The 18,682-nt window shown below is 67.5% G+C and carries 9 protein-coding genes and 1 tRNA gene; 1 reads left to right on the top strand and 9 read right to left on the bottom strand.

What is annotated here, in order from left to right:
* Window positions 1-200: 200 nt before the first annotated feature.
* From ACIPC1_RS16415 to ACIPC1_RS16395, 5 genes are all read right to left on the bottom strand, one after another.
* Window positions 201-608, bottom strand: coding sequence for a hypothetical protein (locus ACIPC1_RS16415; protein ID WP_402517386.1), 408 nt, complete (start codon window positions 606-608; stop codon window positions 201-203).
* Window positions 609-738: 130 nt separating this feature from the next.
* Complete coding sequence (locus ACIPC1_RS16410; RefSeq protein WP_402517384.1) at window positions 739-1,131, bottom strand: hypothetical protein; 393 nt, start codon at window positions 1,129-1,131, stop codon at window positions 739-741.
* Window positions 1,132-1,470: 339 nt separating this feature from the next.
* Window positions 1,471-2,058, bottom strand: a complete 588-nt coding sequence (locus ACIPC1_RS16405) for a hypothetical protein (RefSeq protein ID WP_402517382.1) — start codon at window positions 2,056-2,058, stop codon at window positions 1,471-1,473.
* 15 nt (window positions 2,059-2,073) lie between these two features.
* A complete protein-coding gene (locus tag ACIPC1_RS16400; RefSeq protein WP_402517381.1) occupies window positions 2,074-4,089 on the bottom strand; it encodes an RHS repeat-associated core domain-containing protein in 2,016 nt (671 codons plus the stop codon).
* 230 nt (window positions 4,090-4,319) lie between these two features.
* Window positions 4,320-5,174, bottom strand: a complete 855-nt coding sequence (locus ACIPC1_RS16395; RefSeq protein WP_402517379.1) for a GNAT family N-acetyltransferase — start codon at window positions 5,172-5,174, stop codon at window positions 4,320-4,322.
* 333 nt (window positions 5,175-5,507) lie between these two features.
* Here ACIPC1_RS16395 and ACIPC1_RS16390 point away from each other — a divergent pair, with 333 nt between their 5' ends.
* Window positions 5,508-6,080 (top strand): helix-turn-helix domain-containing protein, encoded by a 573-nt coding sequence (locus ACIPC1_RS16390; RefSeq protein ID WP_402517378.1) that lies wholly within the window; start codon window positions 5,508-5,510, stop codon window positions 6,078-6,080.
* 532 nt (window positions 6,081-6,612) lie between these two features.
* Here the strand turns inward: ACIPC1_RS16390 and ACIPC1_RS16385 are convergent.
* From ACIPC1_RS16385 to ACIPC1_RS16370, 4 genes are all read right to left on the bottom strand, one after another.
* Window positions 6,613-7,143 carry a hypothetical protein gene (locus ACIPC1_RS16385; protein ID WP_402517377.1) on the bottom strand — a complete coding sequence of 177 codons (531 nt, stop codon included), beginning with the start codon at window positions 7,141-7,143 and terminating at the stop codon, window positions 6,613-6,615.
* Entirely contained in the window at window positions 7,137-13,511 is a 6,375-nt protein-coding gene (locus ACIPC1_RS16380) for an RHS repeat-associated core domain-containing protein (protein WP_402517375.1), read from the bottom strand. Before ACIPC1_RS16380 ends, ACIPC1_RS16385 begins: the two co-directional genes overlap by 7 nt.
* A 268-nt stretch (window positions 13,512-13,779) precedes the next feature.
* Window positions 13,780-17,424: a LamG domain-containing protein gene (locus ACIPC1_RS16375; protein ID WP_402517373.1), complete on the bottom strand. Its 3,645-nt coding sequence runs from the start codon at window positions 17,422-17,424 to the stop codon at window positions 13,780-13,782.
* A 1,181-nt stretch (window positions 17,425-18,605) separates the two neighbouring features.
* Window positions 18,606-18,679, bottom strand: a tRNA-Thr gene (locus ACIPC1_RS16370).
* Window positions 18,680-18,682 lie beyond the last annotated feature (3 nt).

The following is an 18,682-nucleotide window of genomic DNA, read 5'->3' as shown; positions in this document are numbered from 1 at the left end:
GAGTCGAAGCGACTGAGGCGAGGTGGGCACGTGCCCCGAGCATGGTCGATCGTGCGCGGCATCATCACGGGCACGGCCATCACCGGGCTCAAGTGACCCGCTCGACCAGCCCGGCGGTCGCGGACACCCTCGGTCGGCCGCGCGAGCCACGCCGGTGCCTCGCCCCCACCACCCTGGCCCGCGCGGGACTCACCCGGCGCTCACCGAGGCCCCGCCCCGCCGCCGAACGCGTGCCGCACCAGTTCCGCGTCCTTCTTCGGCACCGCGAGGTCGTACGTCCCCGCGTCCGTGACGAGTTCGTACCGCTCGAACTTCGGCGCCAGCCGGACCTTCCCGCCCGCCGACTTCAGCCGGAACGGCGCCTGAAGGGTCGCGCTCCGGTCTCCACGCGCGTCCTTCCAGTGCGGCGGCTCACCCGCGGCGAGCCGAAGGTAGCCCTGCCTCAGCCGTGCTACCTGCTTGCCCTTGCCGACCGAGACCTTGACCGCCCCGCCGATGCTCTGCGTGAACCCGACGACCCGCAGCGGCTGCCCGTCGTCGAAGTCGGCGATGTCCCGCGCGGGTGTGCGGCGCCGGACCCATGTCCAGCACAGCAACAAGTCCGGCATGGTCTGGGTGCCGGCGGAACGACGTTCCGCGGTGAGCCGGTCACTTCCCTGTCCCCATCCTCAGTACCTCGCCGACGAATTCCCGTGGCGGCTGATATCCGTGTTCCGACCCGTCATACCGATGAACACATCAAGCGACCTGCCAGGCGGTCTGCAATGCCAGGCGCGCCAACGACCCGTCGACGACATCCAGAGGCGGCTTCCAGCCGAACCCTCGCATCCGCTCGACGAATTCCGACGGCAGCATCACGCCGTGGCGTCCCACGTAATGCCCGAGGTCGCGGCGCCAGACCCAAGACCCATCGGTGAACAATGACGAGCAGCCTACGAGATTCTCGCCACAGCCCAGCAGGCATTGTTCGGTCTCGGTGAATTCGGCAACCACCGGGGAGTCGGCGAGGTACGCGCCGACGAAGGCCGCGATCCCCTGCCATTCCCTGGAGTCCGAGCACGCGACTTCATGGATCCCCGGAAGGTCGACCGGGACCTCGAAGAACTCGTGTACAAACCCGACTCTCAGCATGACTAGTGTGCACCTCCCGCCATGGGAAGGAACATCCGCCAGGCCCCCCAGGCTCCAGGAACGGTTCCTGCGACCCGAGACTCGGCATGACGACGACCTTGGTGGTGGGAGCCCAGACCGGCACGCCCAGACCATTGGCGACATCCTGCCCCACACCGGATACACCGGAATGACAGACAAGGAGTCTCACACATCCACCCTCGTAATGCGGATTTCCTCTGACTGCCTCGACGATCTGGAGGGGATTCGTGTCCTGCCCGTCCACCCCGAGCACTCCGCGTGTCGATCCATGCACGATCACGTCATGATGGACCGCGTTCTTGGCGTGCTCTCGTACGCTCATGGTCGCCGAGTCCGATCCGATGGATGTCGACGTATGTGTGTGGCTGACGGCGCCGCCACCAGGGGTGTAATTGTCGGCAGCGGCGCAGCGGACATCTCAGCGGCGTCGGCGCTCGCGGACGCGGCGCCCGTTTCATGAGCGGCTTCGGATGTGGCAGCGGTTTTCGCGCCCTTGGAAACGGCCGCCACCCCCGCTCCCGCGATCCCCACGGCGCCGGCGACGACTGCGCCGCCTTCGCCTATGACCCCGGCAGCCGCCCCCGTCACCGCCGCCCCGAGGCCGCCCATCTCGGCACCCGCGGTGAAGCCCTCGGCTCCCGCCACGAGCACGGCGCCGCACGCGCCCGCCGTCGCCGCCACGCAGGCGACCGCGCCGACCACCACCGCCGTGGCGACCACGGCCGCCATCACCGGGTGCCGTTCCACGACGTGGTACGCCTTCTTGGCGTAGCAGGACAGGGACCAGCCACAGCTGTGGTGGGAGGAACCGCCGCCTCCGCCACCGCTGTGCGAGGACGTGGTCGTCGTCGTGGTGGTCGTCGCCGGGGCGGGTGTGCTGCCGCAGTCGACGGCGCACGTGTTCATCGTCGGGTCGTTGTACTAGTCGTCCAGGCCCGTCGGGTCGCTGCCCGTGATCGGGTTGTCCGCCGCGTACGTGTACCCGTCGATCTGTTGGGCGTCGGTGAGCTCCAGGACCGGGTCGTCCGAGACGAAGCGGCCGATCGTCGAGTCGTACTCCCGCGCCCCCAGGTGGGTCAGGCCCGTGACGGCGTCCTGCACCCCGCTGACGAAGCCCTTGTCACCGAGCCACGTACTCGAAGTCGGCTGTGCGCCACGGGTGTTGCCGAACGGGTCGAGCCGCCGCCGCGTGACCGTCTGCGTCGTCGCGTCCACCGCGGTCTCGGCGGTGTCGTGCGCGTCGGTGACCTGCCACTGGAGGGCGCCCGAGCTCGTGCGCACCGCGATGGTCTGGCCGCCCCACTCGTAGTAGCGCGCGCCCGTGGTGGTGGTCGCTCCCTTGGCCAGGTGCACCTCGGTGTCGCCCAGGTACAGCGTCGTACCCGAGTCGTCGCGCGAGAGCAGCCGGTCGCCGTCCGCGTCGTACAGGTAGGAGGCCGACGCCCCGTCCGCGTTGGTCACCTTGGCCAGATGGCCTTCGGAATCCCAGTCCAGTGTCTGGGTCTTGCCGTTGAGGGTGCGGGTGTGGGTCTGGCCCGAACCCTCGTAGGTGTACGAGTCCGTGGTCGTCGTGGAACCCACGACGGTGCTCGACGACGTCAGCGTGTGCGCCTGCGCCGTGCCCTTGGGTGGGTAGACGAACGATGTCGTGGCGTCCGAACCACCCGCCGCCGTCGCGTGGTTGGTCTGAGTACCGCGGTTGCCCAGGTCGTCGTAGTAGAAACTCTGCCAGTACGGCGCCGGGCCGCCGAGGACCGCCGTCGACGGGTCGGCCGAGCAGCCGTCCGTCCCGGTCCACGCCTCGCTCAGCCGGTCATGGCCGTCGTAGCGGTAGCACTGCACGTCGTCCATGCCGTCGGCGTGTGTGGCGACCTTCGTCGGGTTGCCCGCGTCGTCGTAGGTGTACGACGTGTCCTGCACGGGCGCGCTCTGGGCGTCGTCCGTGACCAGTTCGCGCTGGAGGCGGCGGCTGCCGTCCTCGTAAGTGTTCATGATCTGGAGCCACTTGGCGGTGTCCGAGGAGGAAACCCCCAGCGTGAGCTGGTTGATCTGGCCGAGTTTCGAGTAACTCGTGTTCTGCACATAGCCGGTGGCGCCGCTCAGCGTGGTCGGCATGCTCAGGTCGTTGTAGCCGTACTCCAGCGACTCGGCGGGCAGGCCCCCGACGGCCGGGTCGGAGGTGACCTGGACGGTGCCGTCGAGGTTGTAGCCGGTCGTCGACGAGTACGTGCCCGCCAGCGCCTCTTCGCCCGTGACCGACGGGCTGACCACTCGGGTCAGCGTCGGCCGGTACAGCGAGTCGTAGGCGCCGACCTGGGTGACGTACGCCGAGCCCGAACTGCCGCCGACGTACCGGATCGCCGACGTCGGCTGGCCCTTGGCCACCGAGTCGAAGGTCCACTTGGCCAGTTCGTGCGCCGCGTCCTTGGTCGTGCCGTCGTACAGGTCGCTCTTGCGGCCGAGGATGTCGTAGGAGTGGCTGAGCGTCTTCTCGTCGGAGGTGCCGAGCGCGGTCGTGGTGGAGGCGACCTGGTCCAGCTCGTTGTACGCCGTGTTCGTCGTCCCCGTGTCGGGGTCGGTCGTACTGGTCCTGCGGCCCATCGGGTCATAGCCGTACGACCAGGTGTTGCCCGCGTCGTCGACGACCTCCTTGAGCTGGCCCTTCCGGTCGTAGGTGTACTTGATCGAGGTGTACGGGCCCGACGGTGTGCCGTTGTCGTACTGCCGGGTCTCGACCGTGCGGCCGAGCGTGTCGGTCAGCGTCGTCGTCGCGATTCCGCCCTTGGGCGGGGTGACCGTGACGCGGTCGCCGCCGTACGCCGTCGAGGTCGTCCAGCGCTTGGTGCCCAGCGCGTAGAAGCCCTCCGCGGTGGCGCGGCCCGCGCCGTCATAGGTGGTCAGGGCCTGCGCCGGGACCGCCGACGTGATGTTCGCCAAGGTGCCGGAGGGCGAACTCGTGTCCGTGTAGTCGGCGTCCGCCTCGACCGCCGTCCCCCGGCTGTCGTACTTGGTTTCGGCGATGACACGGCCACCGCCCGGCGCCGGGGTCTGCGTCTGGCGCGGGCGCAGCAGCGCGTCGTACAGGGCGTACGTCGTGCCGTCGTTGTTGAGTTACGCGTCACTCATCGGCAAACAGATCAAGCTGCCGCTGACCGCCCGGACCGTGCCTAAAAGTTGTACACCGCGAAGTCCGTCACGGGGCGGTACCCGATCCGCTGGTACAGGCCGTTGCTGGTGGGGTTGGCCAGGTCGGCGAACAGCAGTACCTCCGCCGCGCCTGCCGCCAGTGCCGCCCTGCTGACCTCGGCCGTCGCGGCGCCCGCGTAGCCGCGGCCTCGTAAGTGGGCCGGGGTGTAGACGGGGGTCACTCTGATCTGGCCTGCGACCATCGGGGTCATGCCTGCCATGGAGACGGGGGTGCCGTCCGGGGTCTCCCAGAACGTGACTCGTCCGTGAGCGATGCGCGTGTCGGCCCAAGAGCTGGCGTCTGCGGAGGCAGTTCCTCCGATGTCCGCGACGAACTCTTGGTACCAGCAGGTGAGTTGCTCGCGGTCCTGTTCGCCAGCGATTCGGCCCCGGCCCTCCGGATGCGGCTCTGGCGGGGTCAGCGTGCCGAGGCGGTACAGGCGCTGCTGCTCGTGGAGCGTCGGTGTCGCGCCGGTGTGCCGCTGCCAAGCCTCGGCGAAGGCGGTGGCGGTTTCGTGGTCTGCACCGACTCCAGGGAGGGTGCGGCCAAGGCCGGCCAGATGGGTGGCGAGGGTGTCGGCCTCCTCTGGAGTGAGAGGGGTGAGATTCAAGCGGTGGGGCGGGGTCCGGAAGAAGGTCGCGCAGATCCCACCCGCCCTCTCCAGCATGCCGAAGGCGGGGGCTTCGGCGCCGTATGCGTGCGCTCCGCGCGTGCGTAGCGCCTCGGTCACTGTCAGGGGGATGGTGTGCAGGGCCGGGCGCGAGTGCAGGAAGTCTCCTGCGCGGGCTAGGAAGCTGTCGACGTCATCGATGAGGTGCCAGTCATCCGGGCGCATGCCTCATGGTCCCGCGTGTACACAGGCTGCGCCCGTGATTTTCCGACGGGGCGAGGCGACGGGGCGCGGTCAGGGCACCGCCTCCCCAATGACTCCACCAACTACTCGGGCCTCAGGTCCGTCGCCTGGCTGTCGTGCAGGTACCTGTCCGCGGACGTGCAACGGTCTGACTGCTCGTGGACTCGTTGGTGTAGCCGGACAGAGTGTCCGGCCCATTCTGGGCCCGATAGCGGATGTTGAGCACGGCACGGCAACCCGAATCGCTCCCCGATCTCGCGGTCCTGCCCGACCGCTAACGTGGATGACGGACCAACCGTCGGGGAGGCAGCGCGCATGCGTGGTCCTGGGGATCACCTCAGCGTCGGAGAGCGGATCGCGTTCTACCGCGAGCGCCGGGGCTATACGCAGCCTGTGCTCGCCGGGCTCGTCGGGCACAGCACCGACTGGCTGCCGAAGATCGAGCGAGGTGTGCGCAAGCCGCCAAGGATCGACAAGCTCACCGAACTCGCCCGTGCACTGCGGGTCCCGCTCGGCGACTTGATGGGTCAGCCCGTCCTCCTGGAGGACGATGAGAAACACATGGACGACGTGTCAGCCGTCCGCGATGCGCTGACGAGCCCCCGGCGTCTCTCCAAGCTGCTGTTCGGTCGTACGGCGGAGCGGCAGTTGCCTCAGCCGGATCAGGCACAGGTCTTCGTCGAACGCAGCTGGGGCGACTACCAGGCCGGCGTTCTTGGGGATGTCATCGACGCCCTGCCCGGTCTGCTCCCGGCCCAGCGCTCCGCCAGCTTAGAAGTCAAGAAAAAGCAAAAGCCCCAGGTCACGGCGAGTGAGAATCCTGGGGCTTCTACAGAGCCGCCCTCGGGATTCGAACCCGAGACCTACGCATTACGAGACCGTGAGTGATCGTGTCGAGTGGTGCCTCGTCGTGCTACCCAGTGACGTTCTGCCTGATCAGAGGGTGTGCGGCAGGTTAGTCCGTGCCACCCCGTGATGCACCGTCCAAAGGCGTCTGTCCACCGGCTGTCCACCGGTGGGGTTCTCACCAGCCCGCCGACGAGACTGTCGCTGGGCCGCCGGCAATGCTGCCGACCGGCCGGAGAAGCGAGCGGAGGTCACTGTCGGACCTCTACAGGCCGCCCTCCAGGGGTATCCGCGGATGCTCTCCAGGTAGGCCTCGCCTTAACTTGACTCCGTCGGGGATCTTGCCGTCGTCGAGGTCAGCCGCTGACGGCCCGCCAGGACTTCAGTCGAGGAATCTCGCGCCGGTCCAGGAAGCCCTGGAAGGCGGTCGGTGGCCGGGGCGGGGTTGCTTCGCTGGTCGGCGGCAGAGCGCCGAGGCGCTCGTTGAAAAATTCCCGCAGTTCAGTTGGTCCCTGCAGTCCCGACTCTGCTCCCTGCGCGCGATCGCTCCCGAGAACCAACCCTGTCGAGACGCCTACCCTGTCGAGCTGGTGCTGCTACAGGTCAGTTGGGCGGATATTTGATCCCGCGTCATTACTTTCCCCTTACTTGTCATGAATTCACCGCTCTTGAGATGCGCGGACGTCAGGTGCTTCAAGTCGATCCAGCCGTCCCTGCCGTCAGCTTCCCGACCCTGGAACGTCTCGCCAACTTCGACGTAGAAACCGTTGGGCAGGTCTCCCTTCAACGGAAGCTTCACGGTCTGGAAGCTTGCCGACGTCCCTACGGTGAATAGCCCGGATTCGGCGGCCTTCGAGGCAGGACCGACGGCCTGCCACAGAGTCCTGAAGTCGAAATTCCCCCCGTCACTGTCAGCACGAACGTAGACCGAAGCGCCGGATACCGTGTACCCAGGGCACAGCGGGTACGCGATGACGATGTCACCGCTTCCCGTCGTGTTGTAGCCGAACTCCGGCGGATTGGGCCCTGGATAGGTGCATGCCGACATCAGCAGGAGGCCGACAGCTCCGATGGCCGCACTAGCCGCCCGCTTCCCGATCAGCATGGGTACCCACCGTCCTTCCAACCGGCCTCTTTCTCGTACTTGTTTTGGCATGGGTCCACGCCTTCACTGAAGTACCTGGGTCCGAAGTCCGCGCCGTACTCGTCCCACTGTTCGGTGTGCACCCTTTCGTGCTTGAGCCGTTCCTTGCTGACATAGTCCGGGTCGGTACCCGTGACGTATGTGTGTCCTACGGTCGTGCCGCCTCTGCCGTATATCGGCAGCGACGTCTGGCACACGATCATGTCCTTCGTCGCCCCGCACTTCGCACCGGTCGACTTGGCGAGCTGGTAGTAGAACGTGCCGACGGCCCAGCTTTCCACCTTGCTGTTGACGCTGTCGATGCCGGAGAGCACATCGCCGACGACGTCATCCAGGTGCTTCGTCTCCTCCGTCGGGGTGTCCGGACCTGACATCTGGTCAAAATAGTCCGCCTTCAGATCGGAGAGCTTTGCGAGGCATTTCTGCTTGCAGTCCTTGCCCGGCATATGTTCGAAGATCCCCGGGTTCTGGTAGGCGGCTCCGAGTCCCATGCGCCAGGCGATGAGTGCGGCGCGCTCCCGCTGCATCTTGATGACCTGCCACTGCCTGAAGTAGAAGGCGGCGAGGCAGGCCGCGTCACAGGTGTTGCCACTGCTGCTCGTGGCGCTGGTTCCCGAGTTGGTCTTGGTGTTACCGGTCGGGGTGAAGGGCGGAGCTGTGGTCTCCTCCGAGGCGATCACCTCCGGGGAGCAGGGCGGGTTTCCGGGCCCTCCGCACTTGATGGAGCCCCGGCCGGACGGGTCGGCCCAGGTGACCGGGTTGTTCTCGGCGTAGGTATAGCCGTTGAGGGACTGCGGCTTGTCGGTTTCCAGGAGCGGGTCGACGCTCAGGAATCGGCCGATGAGGGAGTCGTACTCGCGGGCTCCGATATGGGTGAGGTCGGTGGCCTTGTCGGCGGGCTTGCCGAGGAAGGCCTTGTCGTCGGGCCAACCGGTGGCTCCCGTGCCGCGCTCGGTTCCGAACGGGGTGAAGTACCGCCTGGTGACGGCCTGGGTGGTGGCGTCCAGCACGATCGTGGAGGTGCCGTGCGCGTCGGAGGCGAGGAAGGACACCTTCTGACTGCCGGTCTCGTTGCTCCGCACGGCGATGACGGTCCCCCCGGCGCTGTAGGAGCGCGTGGCCCAGGTCTTGGTGGTGGTACCGCTCGCCTTGCTGTGGATCTCCGTCGCTCCGAGGTAGAGGACGCTCTCACCGCCGCCTTCTGCCCGCCGGATGAGCAGGGTGCCGTCGTCGTCGTAGAGGTAGCCGGTCTTCTGGGTGCCTTCGGTGACGCTGTCGAGGCGACCTTCCGGGTTCCAGGTCAGGCTCTGGCCCGGGCGCTTGGTGGTGTTTCCGGCGGTGTCGTACTCGTACTGGACGGGCGCGCTGGTGCAGGTGCTGCCGGTCACCGTGGCGGTGAGCGTGTGCGGCTGCTCGGGCTTGTTGTAGCAGTAGGTGCGGCTGGTGGTGGTTCCCGCGGACTGCAAGGTCTCGGTGGTTCGCAGACCGGAGCTGTTGTAGCCGTATGTGCTGCGGTAGGGGGCGGGGCCGCCGAGAACTGCCGTCGTGTTGGCACAGTCGCCGGCGGCGGGGGTCCAGGCCGCGGTCAGGCGACGATAGCCGTCGTAGGTGAAGCACTGAGTGTCGACGCTCAGGCCGGTGTCCGCGTTCGGGGTGTCTGCGATCTTGATGACGTTGCCGGCGTCGTCGTACGTGTAAGCCAGGTCCTGCGGCTTGTAGGGGGAGGTCGCCGGAGTGGTGACCAGGGAGCGGGTGAGGCGGTCGGTGCCCTCCTCGAAGTGGTTGTCTATGTACGTCCTCTTGGCGTCGGCGGCGGCGGAGACTCCCACGACGAGGCGTTCGGCCTGGCCGAGTGAGGAGTAGCCGGCGGACAGCAGGTAACCACTCGTACCGGAGACCGAACTGACCTGCCCGGTCGTGGTGTAGCCGAATTCGACGGTCTCCTCGGCCAGGCCTCCGGCGGCAGGCTCGGTGGCCGAGTTCAGGGTGCCGTCGAGGTTGTAGGCCTGTTCGGTGGTGTAGCTGGGGGCGACGACGCCCGAGGCCACGAGGGAGTCCTCGGTGTCGAGGGTGAGCTCGGTCTTCGTCGCCCGGTAGAGATCGTCATAGGCCAGGACCCGGCTGGTGTAGGCCTTGCCAGTGGCGCCGCCGTCGTAGCGGATGGAGGCGTCGAGCTTGCCCTTGGCAAGCGTGTCGTAGTCCCAGTGGGCGAGCTTCGTGCCGTCGGAGCGTTCCTTCGACCACAGGTCGGTCTTCCGGCCGAGTACGTCGTAGCCGTACAGCAGGTGATGACCGCTGGAGTCCTTGGTCCAGTCGATCTGGTCGAGGGCGGTGTAGCGGGTGGTGGTCGTGCCCTTGTCCGGGTCGATGGCCGAGGTCTCGCGGCCGAACAGGTCATAGGTGTAGGACCACTGGGCGTTGTCCGGCCCGGTGACGGTGCTCTTCCTGCCATCCGCGGTGTAGCCGAAGGCGGTGCGGGTGTACGGGGTGCCGGGACCGGTGCCCGCGAAGTCGGGGTCGGCAGGAGAGGTGCCGGCGTACTCGCGGCGCTCGACGGTGCGGCCGAGGGCGTCGGTAATGGTGCGCAGGGCCTGGCCGCCGTCGGCGGCAGTCGCGGCAGTGGAGTTGCCAGTGTACGTGGTCGTGATGGACCACTTCTGGATGCCGTAGACCCGGAAGGTGCTGGTGGTGGCGCGACCGGCTCCGTCGTATTCGGTGTTGGTCTGCTTGGGACTCTCGCCGTACATGGCCCGCGTGTAGGTGCTGTTGGGATTGGTGGTGTTGTCGAAGATGTCGGCGTGGGTCTCGTAGGCCAGGCCGCGGGAGTCGTAGCGGGTGTCGGTGAGCAGACGGCCGCCCTGCGGGGTGGGGATCTGCTTCTGCAGCGGCCGGAGTGTCGCGTCGAAGATCTCGTAGCTGGTGCTGACCGTGTCCGAGGACTTGATCGTCGAGGTGGCGATGGAGGGCGCCTTGCCGCGTTCGAGGGTGTATGTGTACGTCGTGTTGGCGCTCTGGCCGCCGTCCTTGCTGCGGTTGGGCATCCACACACCGGTCAGGCGGCCGAGCGCGTCGTAGGTCTGCTGGGTCTTCTTGTTGTTCGGGTCATAGGTGCGCAGCGGCAGACCGCGCTGGCCGTCGTAGAACGTGGTGGTCTTCTGGGTCTTGGGGACGGTGACGACGGTCTTGGTGAGGGCGCCGGCGCCCGTCGGCGTGTAGTCGCTGCGGGTGAGGTTGCCGGCGGCGTCGGTGACCGTCGCGGGACGGCCGAGGGTGTCGAAGGTCGTCGTGGCGGTGCGCTGCCAACTGGTGGGGAACCGCTCGCCGTTCGTCGCGGTCGTGGGGTAGGCGCTCGCCCGGCCCGTCCAGGCTGCTTCGCCCTTCGTCGGAGTCTGGGACGCGGACCAAGCGGTGGTGTTGGGGTTGTCGTAGACGGTCGCTGTATCGGACACCAGATCGCCGTTGGTGTCGGCGTTCGCGGGCAGGGACAGCGAGGCTTCCGCGGTGGCGCAGGTGCGGGAGACCGTCCGGGTGCGGGAGGCGAGGCTGGTGATGCCCTTGGTGTCCTTGGTCCCGTCGTCGTTACGCGCGTACCAGGTGCGAGTGCAGGTCTCGTCGCCGGTCTTGGCGGTGTCGCCGGTGCTGTCGACCTTCGTCGGCATGCCGTACGAGTCGTGGCTGGTCGAGGTGGTGGCGGTGCGCCAGGTGCCAGTGACCGTGAGGTGCGTGTGGGTGGACGTCTTGCCGGTGCGCAGGTAGTAGGCCTCGACATCGGCGTACGACTTGTGCTGGGTGGCGGTTCTGGACGTCCACGGGTCGTTGACCGTTGCGCTGACCGCGATGTCGCCGTCGTAGACGAGCTGTTGGCGGGTGAAGCCCGCGTACGGCTCGGAGTCGGCAAGGTCGGGGACGTTCAGGCCGGGCGGATCAATGCCGGGCACGGTGGCGGAGCGGGTGGTGCCATCCTTCTTGCGGTCCCCGTTCATGCCCTGCATGTAGGTGGTGACCGTCTTGGACCGGGTGCGGTCGAGGGCGCCGGTGTACACCGTGACCTTCTGGTAACCGCGCCAGATCGACCAGGTGCGTTCGTCGTCTGGCACGAAGGGGCTGTCGTTGTAGTGCCAGGCCGGACCCTCGTACGAGTAGGCGTACTCGACGAGGTCGTTGGTGCCGACCGGGTCGGCCGTGTTGACTGCCAGCACGCGGTACTTGTGGAACCAGTCCAGTGAGGCCTCGGTGGCCCCGTTGATGTTCCAGTACTGCGGGTAGCAGGACTTGGTGTTGGTGTCCTCGGCGGTCGGCATGTTCGAACCGCGGACACATTCGGGCTCGTTCAGGGAGACGGTGGTGATCGCCCCGGTCTCGGAGGTGACGGTCTCGATGCGGGGACGGTTCAACGGCAGGATGCTGCCACCACCGGGCTGGGTGCCGCCGGCCACGCGGTTGGGCCGCATCTGGTAGGTGAAGGTCACCGGGTCGAGCTTGATGGGCGTGCCGACCTGGCCCGTGTGCCGGATGCTCTCCAGGACCAGGCTCTGGTCGGTGCTGTTGGCGATGTCACCGTTGGCGAGGAAGCGCTGGGACAGGGCCCAGGTGTCGAGTTTCAAGTAGTCCGTACCCGTGAGGACAGACGTCTCGATCTGGGCCAGGCGCTTGCGTGTGAAGAACGTGGGGCTCTCGCCCGGGCAGTCGGCGTCGCTCTCGCCCGAGGAGCAGATGGCGTCGAAGGGCACATCGGGCCAGTTCTTGGCCGTGCTTTCGGTCAGTTCCGAACAGTCCGCGGCGGTGCATCGTTCCTTGTAGGCGAGGTCGACCTTCCACGGGGCGTCGGCCGTGAACAGGGCGCCGGCCCGCTGCCCGTAGAGGATCTTGGTCAAGTAACCGGAGCGCGTGTACTTGGTGTTGGCCGTCGTCGCCTTGTTCTTGCGGTACTGGTTGTCCTCGGCTGTGTACCAGTAGGTCATGACGTTGCCGTGGGTGTCCTCGACATAGTCGAGGTTCCAGCGCCAGGCCTGAGTGAGCCAGCGGTCGGCGAACGCGTCTCCCTTGGTGTAGCCGGGCTCGCCGGAGTCGTCACCGAACACCGGGACGCTCCACACGGAGTTGGTGCGCTGGGTGTCGGCGCCGGGGAGCTTGTCGAGTCCGAAGACGTACTTGGTGCCGTCACCGGTGATGACGGTCCAGTGCTCGCCGTTGTCGTCGCCATTGGTGGCGCCGGTGCCCTGCAGGACGACGGAGGCGTCGTCGTTCTTCAGCCGCCACCTGCCAGTGGTGTCGTCCTTGACCAACTCGGTGGCCTTGCCGTTGAGGACAAGCGTGGCGTTGTCGTACTTCCAGCACAGGTCGTACTGCTTATCGTGGCCGTCCTCCTCGCAACCGCCGTACTGGCGTTCCACATAAGACTGCGCCGCCGACTGGAAACCCTCGCCGAGAGTGCTGCCCTGGTTGTTGGTGGATGCGTTGAGTCCGTCCGTGCTTCCCGAGTCGTACGACAGGGACAGCGAGGGCGTCGGGCCAGCCGTGGGCCTGGCCGGGTCGACGGGGTACGACCAGGTGAAGGAGCCGGAGGAGCCGCCGGCTTCCCAGGCGGACGAGGCGGACAGAGGTGTGGCGCTGTAGTCGCCTGCGCCCGTGGGCACTTCCGCGGCGGCCGCCGTCACGGCCAGCAGAACCGTCTTGGACGTCGGTGCGGCGAGCACCCGCACAGTCGCGGAGACCGTCTGGTCTGTGGCGCTGTTGCGGGAGCCGAGCGGAGTCTGTGTGCGGCACCGATCGAACTCCGGGGTCGTCAGCGCACAGGACGGCAACTGAACGAGGCGCAGGCGTTCGGACCAGCCGCCACCGTAGGCGGAGGCGAACGCCTGGTAGTCGACGTCGACCTTCGCCGTGCCCGGGCTGTCGGTGCGCACGGTGAAGACCACTCCGCGCACTCCGGCGGTCTGCGCGACCTTTTGGTCCAGGACCTGGATGTGGGCCTTTCCGACCGCCGCGGTTTTGCCTGTGGGGCGGATGGTCACGGGCAGTCCGCCGGGGTTGGCCGCGCCGCTCTGCCTGTCCGACGCTCCGGCGGTCAGATCGACGGTGGCGCGTCCGCCTTTGGGCCAGGACGTCTGCCGCGCGGCCGCGGCGCTCGCGGCCTGCGCGTCATTGCGTTTCTCGGCCGTCGCGACCCGCTCGCGGGCACTCTTGGCCTGCGGTGTATCGATCGCTCGGACCTTGCTCACCCGCTGCTCCGCCGCGGCCGGGACGCCCGGCCCGGGCTCGTCGGCCTGTGCCACGGGCGCCAGTCCGACGGGCACGCTCAACGCCAACGCGAGTACGGCTGTGACCATACAGCCCCGACGGCCGCCGTCACGCCGTCGAGCACGCCACCGACTCGGGAACCCGCTCGTCAGCGTCTGTGTCATCCAGGAAGCCTGCAGACCGGAACTCATGACCCAACCCCCACACGAACGCACGGAACTTATGTCGCGCACCTGACACTCGACCGGTCGGCCGTGCGTACGCGTCTGTCTCGGCAGTGCACACGAAGGAAATCTCGGACGTCCTGAGCGTGGCGCCGTGCCCGGAGCGGTCCCGCCTCCGGGTACGGCGCCCGCCCTAGTCGCCCAGTACGGTCTCCAGTTGCTCGGAGCTGCCGGCCGCACCCGCCCAGATGCGGATGTCGCTGATCCGGGCCGGCAGGAAGTGGCTCCACGCCGTGGCGCTGAAGCCCTTGCCGACGGCCAGGTCCCCTGATCCGGCGAGAGCGGTGTAGCTCTTGTCGGCGTCGTTCTGGGTGTAGCCGACGTAGAGCCGGATGGCAGGACCGGTGTCGCCCAGGGCGTCGTACACCCCGGTCAGCCGCACCGGTGAGTCCAGGGCCGCGGCCGTCGCGGAGCTGACGGCCGTGAAGGTGCCGCCCGCCGACAGACGACCGAACCTCCAGTACCCGACTGGCCGGGTCACCTCGGTCTCGGTCTCCGGATCGAAGACCGTCTCTCTGTTGGTGAGGTGGAACCACAGCCCCCATGACGACCCGTCGGCGGTGCGCTGACCGAGCACCTGCGCGGTGTAACCGTCGGGCTTCTTGAAGATCTCGTCCTTGTTCAGTTCGACCCGGGTGGTGGCGGTGAAGGAGCCGCTCTCGTCCACGACTGGCCCGGCGGTGACGGCGGCGCCGTCACCGCCGTCCAGCACGATCTCCGACGCGTCGAGCGCTGCCCCGCCCTGCAGGGTCAACGACCCGTCGTAGCCCGACTCGGTGTCGGCGAGCGTGCGGCCGCTCGCGGCCGCCGGATTCCAGGACGCGACCATCTCCAGGTCCTCGAAGCCGGACCTGCTTGACGCGGACTTGGCCTCGGTGGCGATCAGCTTGTCCGTCAACGCGGTCTGCCAGACGGCCACTTCGTCGACCGAGCCGTTGAGGTGGTCGGTGTACGTGTCGGCGTAGAGGGTGCGACCGATCTGCAGGCCACCGTCCGCCCTCCACGCGGCACCCACGGCGGTTCTGCCCTGGAGCAGCCCGTTCACGTAGAGGCTGATGGTGTCGGCCGTGGAGTCGAAGACGCCCGCCACATGGGTCCAGGCCCCCACCGGGGTGGGGTGCTGGGCCTTGATCTCCTGCGTGAAGGAGCCGCCGACCTGGGTGGTGGACAGCATCCGCATGCTCCAGGTCTTCGCTCCACCCGCCGAGTACGAGATGTAGAACGGGCTGTACTTGACGCTCCACGGGCTGGCCGTTGTCGCCTGACTGAGCACCGTGACGGTCTTGGTGGCCGTGGGCGACACTCTCACCCAGGCGGCGACGGTGTAGGAGGAACGTGTCTCCAGGACCGTGCTCGTCGTGGCGGCGTAACCGGCGGTGCCGTTCATGCTGATGCCCTTGTCGACCTTCGGCTGGTCGAGCGGGGTGCCGTCGTCGGCGTACCAGATCTCGCCCCGACGGCCCCGGTTGTCACGCTCGGCGCCAGTGGTCAGGGTGGCGTTGTCCTGGTCGGCCGCGTTGGTGGTCGAGGAATCGACGGCCTGCCCCGAATCCTCGTCGAAGTGCCAGCGACCCACCGGCCCATCGCCCTCGGCGACGAGGAACTCGACCTGGCCGATGGCCCCCGGGCGGCCCAGACCGTCCGTCGCCCGCACCCACAGCCGGTACGTCCCCGGCTCCTGGGGAATTATCGTGGGCTTGACGGTCGAGCCCTTGATGAGGGACGACCACTTGGTCTGGCTGTCTTCCTTGTACACGTACGAGGCGTTGGTGTCGCCCGATGACGGGGCGAAGGTGAAGACCGCTCCCTGGCCGGGCCCGCCCTTGGACAGGCAGCTCGTGCTGGTGCAGGCCGTATAGGGCGTGCCGATGGTGATCTGCGGTGCCTTCGGGGCACTCGTATCGATCTTGAAGTAGCACCAGTCCATGGTCGCCGCGTTCGACGGCCCGGCGAGCCAATCCGCGTAGTTGTGGTAGTACGAGCGCGTCCATGCCCGGTAGCGGTACAGGACGTTTTCCGACAATGCGATCGGCGTGGTGGTCGACACCGGCACGTTGTCCCCTACGTGCCCGGTCGTCGGCCGCTCCAGGGTGGGGAAGGCATCCGACCACGTGCTGTCCGTGGCCTTCTTCTCGATCGCCATCGCACCCCTGAGCATGGCGCTTGACTCGCCTCCCGAGACGGTCTGCGGGGTGGCCATCATGGTCGGCTTGGGGCTGTCGACGATGGCGGGGTCGGCGGAGTCCGTCTCGCACACCCTGGCGTCCCCCACCTTGATGCCGATTCCGGTGGGCTTGGCGGGCAGACCGACGTAGTCCACGACCAGAGACGCGTCGTTGCGGAACCGCTTCCAGGCGCTGGTGTCACTCTCGTTGTGGGCCCGCAGCTCCAGCGCGAGCCGCGCGAACTTGCCCGCGGCGAAGTCCCGCACGGTGGGGGTGAGGTTCTCGTTCGTCTCCGCCGGGTTGTCGTTGAAGTTGATCGGCGCTACCGGCTGGTCGGGGTCACATGCCGATCCTCGACCGGCGGAGACGTTCACGTCCACCATCCAGTCCAGTTCCTTGGGACGGCCGGTCCAGGTCGTCGAGGAGGAGATGGGGTTGGTGCGGACCAGGTCGACCTGCCGGGGATCGCACTGGAACGCCCAGGGCTCCGTGATGCGGAACGTCGCGTCCAGGACGTGCTTGCCCTTGAGGCTGGCCGGCGAGAACTCGAAGTAGAGCCGCTGGACGTAGCCCGGTCCGCAGTAGTAGCCGTTCCAGGTGCCGCACTCACCGACGCCCTTGCCCTGATCGTCCTCCCCGTTTCCCCAGGCGTAGTCCTCGTAGCCGTCCGAACGCAGCAGCGTGCGCTCGTTTTCACCCCACGTCAGGGTCGGGTCGATGTAGAGGGGGAAGTCCGAGCTGTCGGTCTCGTTGAGCATGTCGACGTCCGGTACGACGGCCAACGCGCCGTCCTCGATCTGCACCGGCAGCTCCACCTGCGCATCGCCAGGTCCGGGCCCGTCATCCGGATCGTTCCGCAGATTCGGATCGGCCTCGGACGCCCCGGTGAAGACGGCAGAGGTGACCGTCGCCTGCGGCTCCTGCCCCGCGGAATCCCACATCCGGGCAGCGGGAACAGTGAAGACTTCGGTGGCATTGGCGTCGGTGGCCGACAGACCCCCCGCCTGCGTCTCGGAGAGCTTCAACCTGGCGTAGGAGAGCGAGAACTCGATCCGCTTCAGGTCCGGACTGACCGCTGCCTCCGGCGTCTTGACCACGAGCAGTTCCCGGAACCCCTCAGCCGTCGCCGTCATGCGCAGGTCAACACCTTGAAGCACCTCCGCGTATACGGCACTGGCGCCCTCCAGTACCGGCTTCGGCAGCTGTCCTGGCCAACCGAGGGCGATCGACCGGCCCTCACGCGCAACACGCACCAGGGGGGCGTCTTCTCCGCCCCCAGAAAACGTCAGGTCGACGGCGGCGGCCTTCGGGCCGGCCGTGCCGTCCGACCGGAACTCAAGAGAGGGATCCGGCTTCACCCAGTTCCCGTCCCGATCTTTGACCCTCACCGGAGCCACGGACTGTTCAAGGGTCAGTGACGAACCATCAGGGTTGGCGTAGACGGTCGCGTACTCGGTGCGCTCACCGACGACCTCGACCCGCTCACCGGTCTCCGTGGCCTTCACCAACGCCTGCTGATCCTCCGGCAGCGCTTCCGTCACGCCGACGGGCACCCCATGCGCCACGGGAACCAACAGTGCCGAAACCGTCAGCGCGGCCGCGATCACGGCCATCGCCGCGGTACATCTGCCCGCACGCCTCTTCTTCACGGCACACACACGCCGCCCCCGCCCCAACTCCACAGTCCCCACCCCAGAGTCACAGTTTCACCACAAGTCGCATGAGCCAACTCGAATTGACCATCCACCGTCAAGGAGTTTCGAGGCAGCTGCTCACGCGTGGTGGCGCGTTGTGTACCTTCCGCCACGGCACGAACGAAGGAACCGGCCGCAGCGGCCAGCCGCTACCGAAGCCGGCGCGGCAGTCGGCTGCCTCCTCAACTTCCGGCAAATCTGGGGCAGCTTGAGGGCCAGGGCGGGTCGAGCTCTGCAAGCCGACGGCTCATCCGGAGCCTGCGCGGCGACGTCGATCGCAGATGGCGTCACAGCAGGCTGACCCCACGCCTCATCCACGACAATGGCCGAATTCCACCTGCGCCTGTTGTTGGTCCGAAGCTGAAGGGGTTCCGTTCGAGGAGGAAGCGGGCCTGGGGCCCGCCGCGACCCCACAGTTTCGATGTCCTTCGAAGCCCCGCCCATTCCCGTCGCGTTCACAGTCGGCAGCGACAGGGCCGGCACCATCGACCGCGCCCCTGCCGGACCCGCCTCTCAGCCCTACACCGCTACATCCCAGGGGACGCCCCCGGGCCTGAACCACCTTCGAGCACCTCACCCAGCACTTCAAATAGCAGGCATGACCGCCCGACCAAGCCGTGCTCTAGGTGGCCTTGTCCGGCAGCGCGGCAGGACCAACTGTAGCCACCACCAGCCGGGTCGTGCCGTCCGGTCCCTACCAGCCCAGCGGGCGTCGGCGGCCCATGGCGGTGTACGCGTCGCGAAAGGTGCAGGGCACCATCATTGTCGGATGCCTACGAGAGCGTCGGACCACGGATAGCGGTGCCGCCATGAGCCAAGGGGCCAGCATTCCCCGTCGGGATCCGCGCAGGACTGCACGCCCGCTGCACGACTGTCCACCGCTCGTCCACCGGAGACCGTTCAGATGTGCCGGCAGCTGCAGACGGAACACGTAAAACCCCAGGTCAGGTGGGCTCAGCACCTGGGTGCCGTCACGGAAACGGTATCTCCGACCTACGCATTACGATGCACAGACCACCGTCACCCGATTTGCATCGACTCCAAGGTCACCTGAAACAAGAAACCCCAGGTCACGGCGAGTGAGTCCTGGGGTTCCTCAGAGCCGCCTTCGGGATTCGAACCCGAGACCTACGCATTACGAGTGCGTTGCTCTGGCCATCTGAGCTAAGGCGGCGCG

It is taken from the genome of Streptomyces sp. NPDC087263, assembly GCF_044744645.1.
In the GTDB taxonomy this organism is placed as follows: Bacteria; Actinomycetota; Actinomycetes; order Streptomycetales; family Streptomycetaceae; genus Streptomyces.
This window is presented reverse-complemented; position numbering and strand designations above follow the sequence as displayed.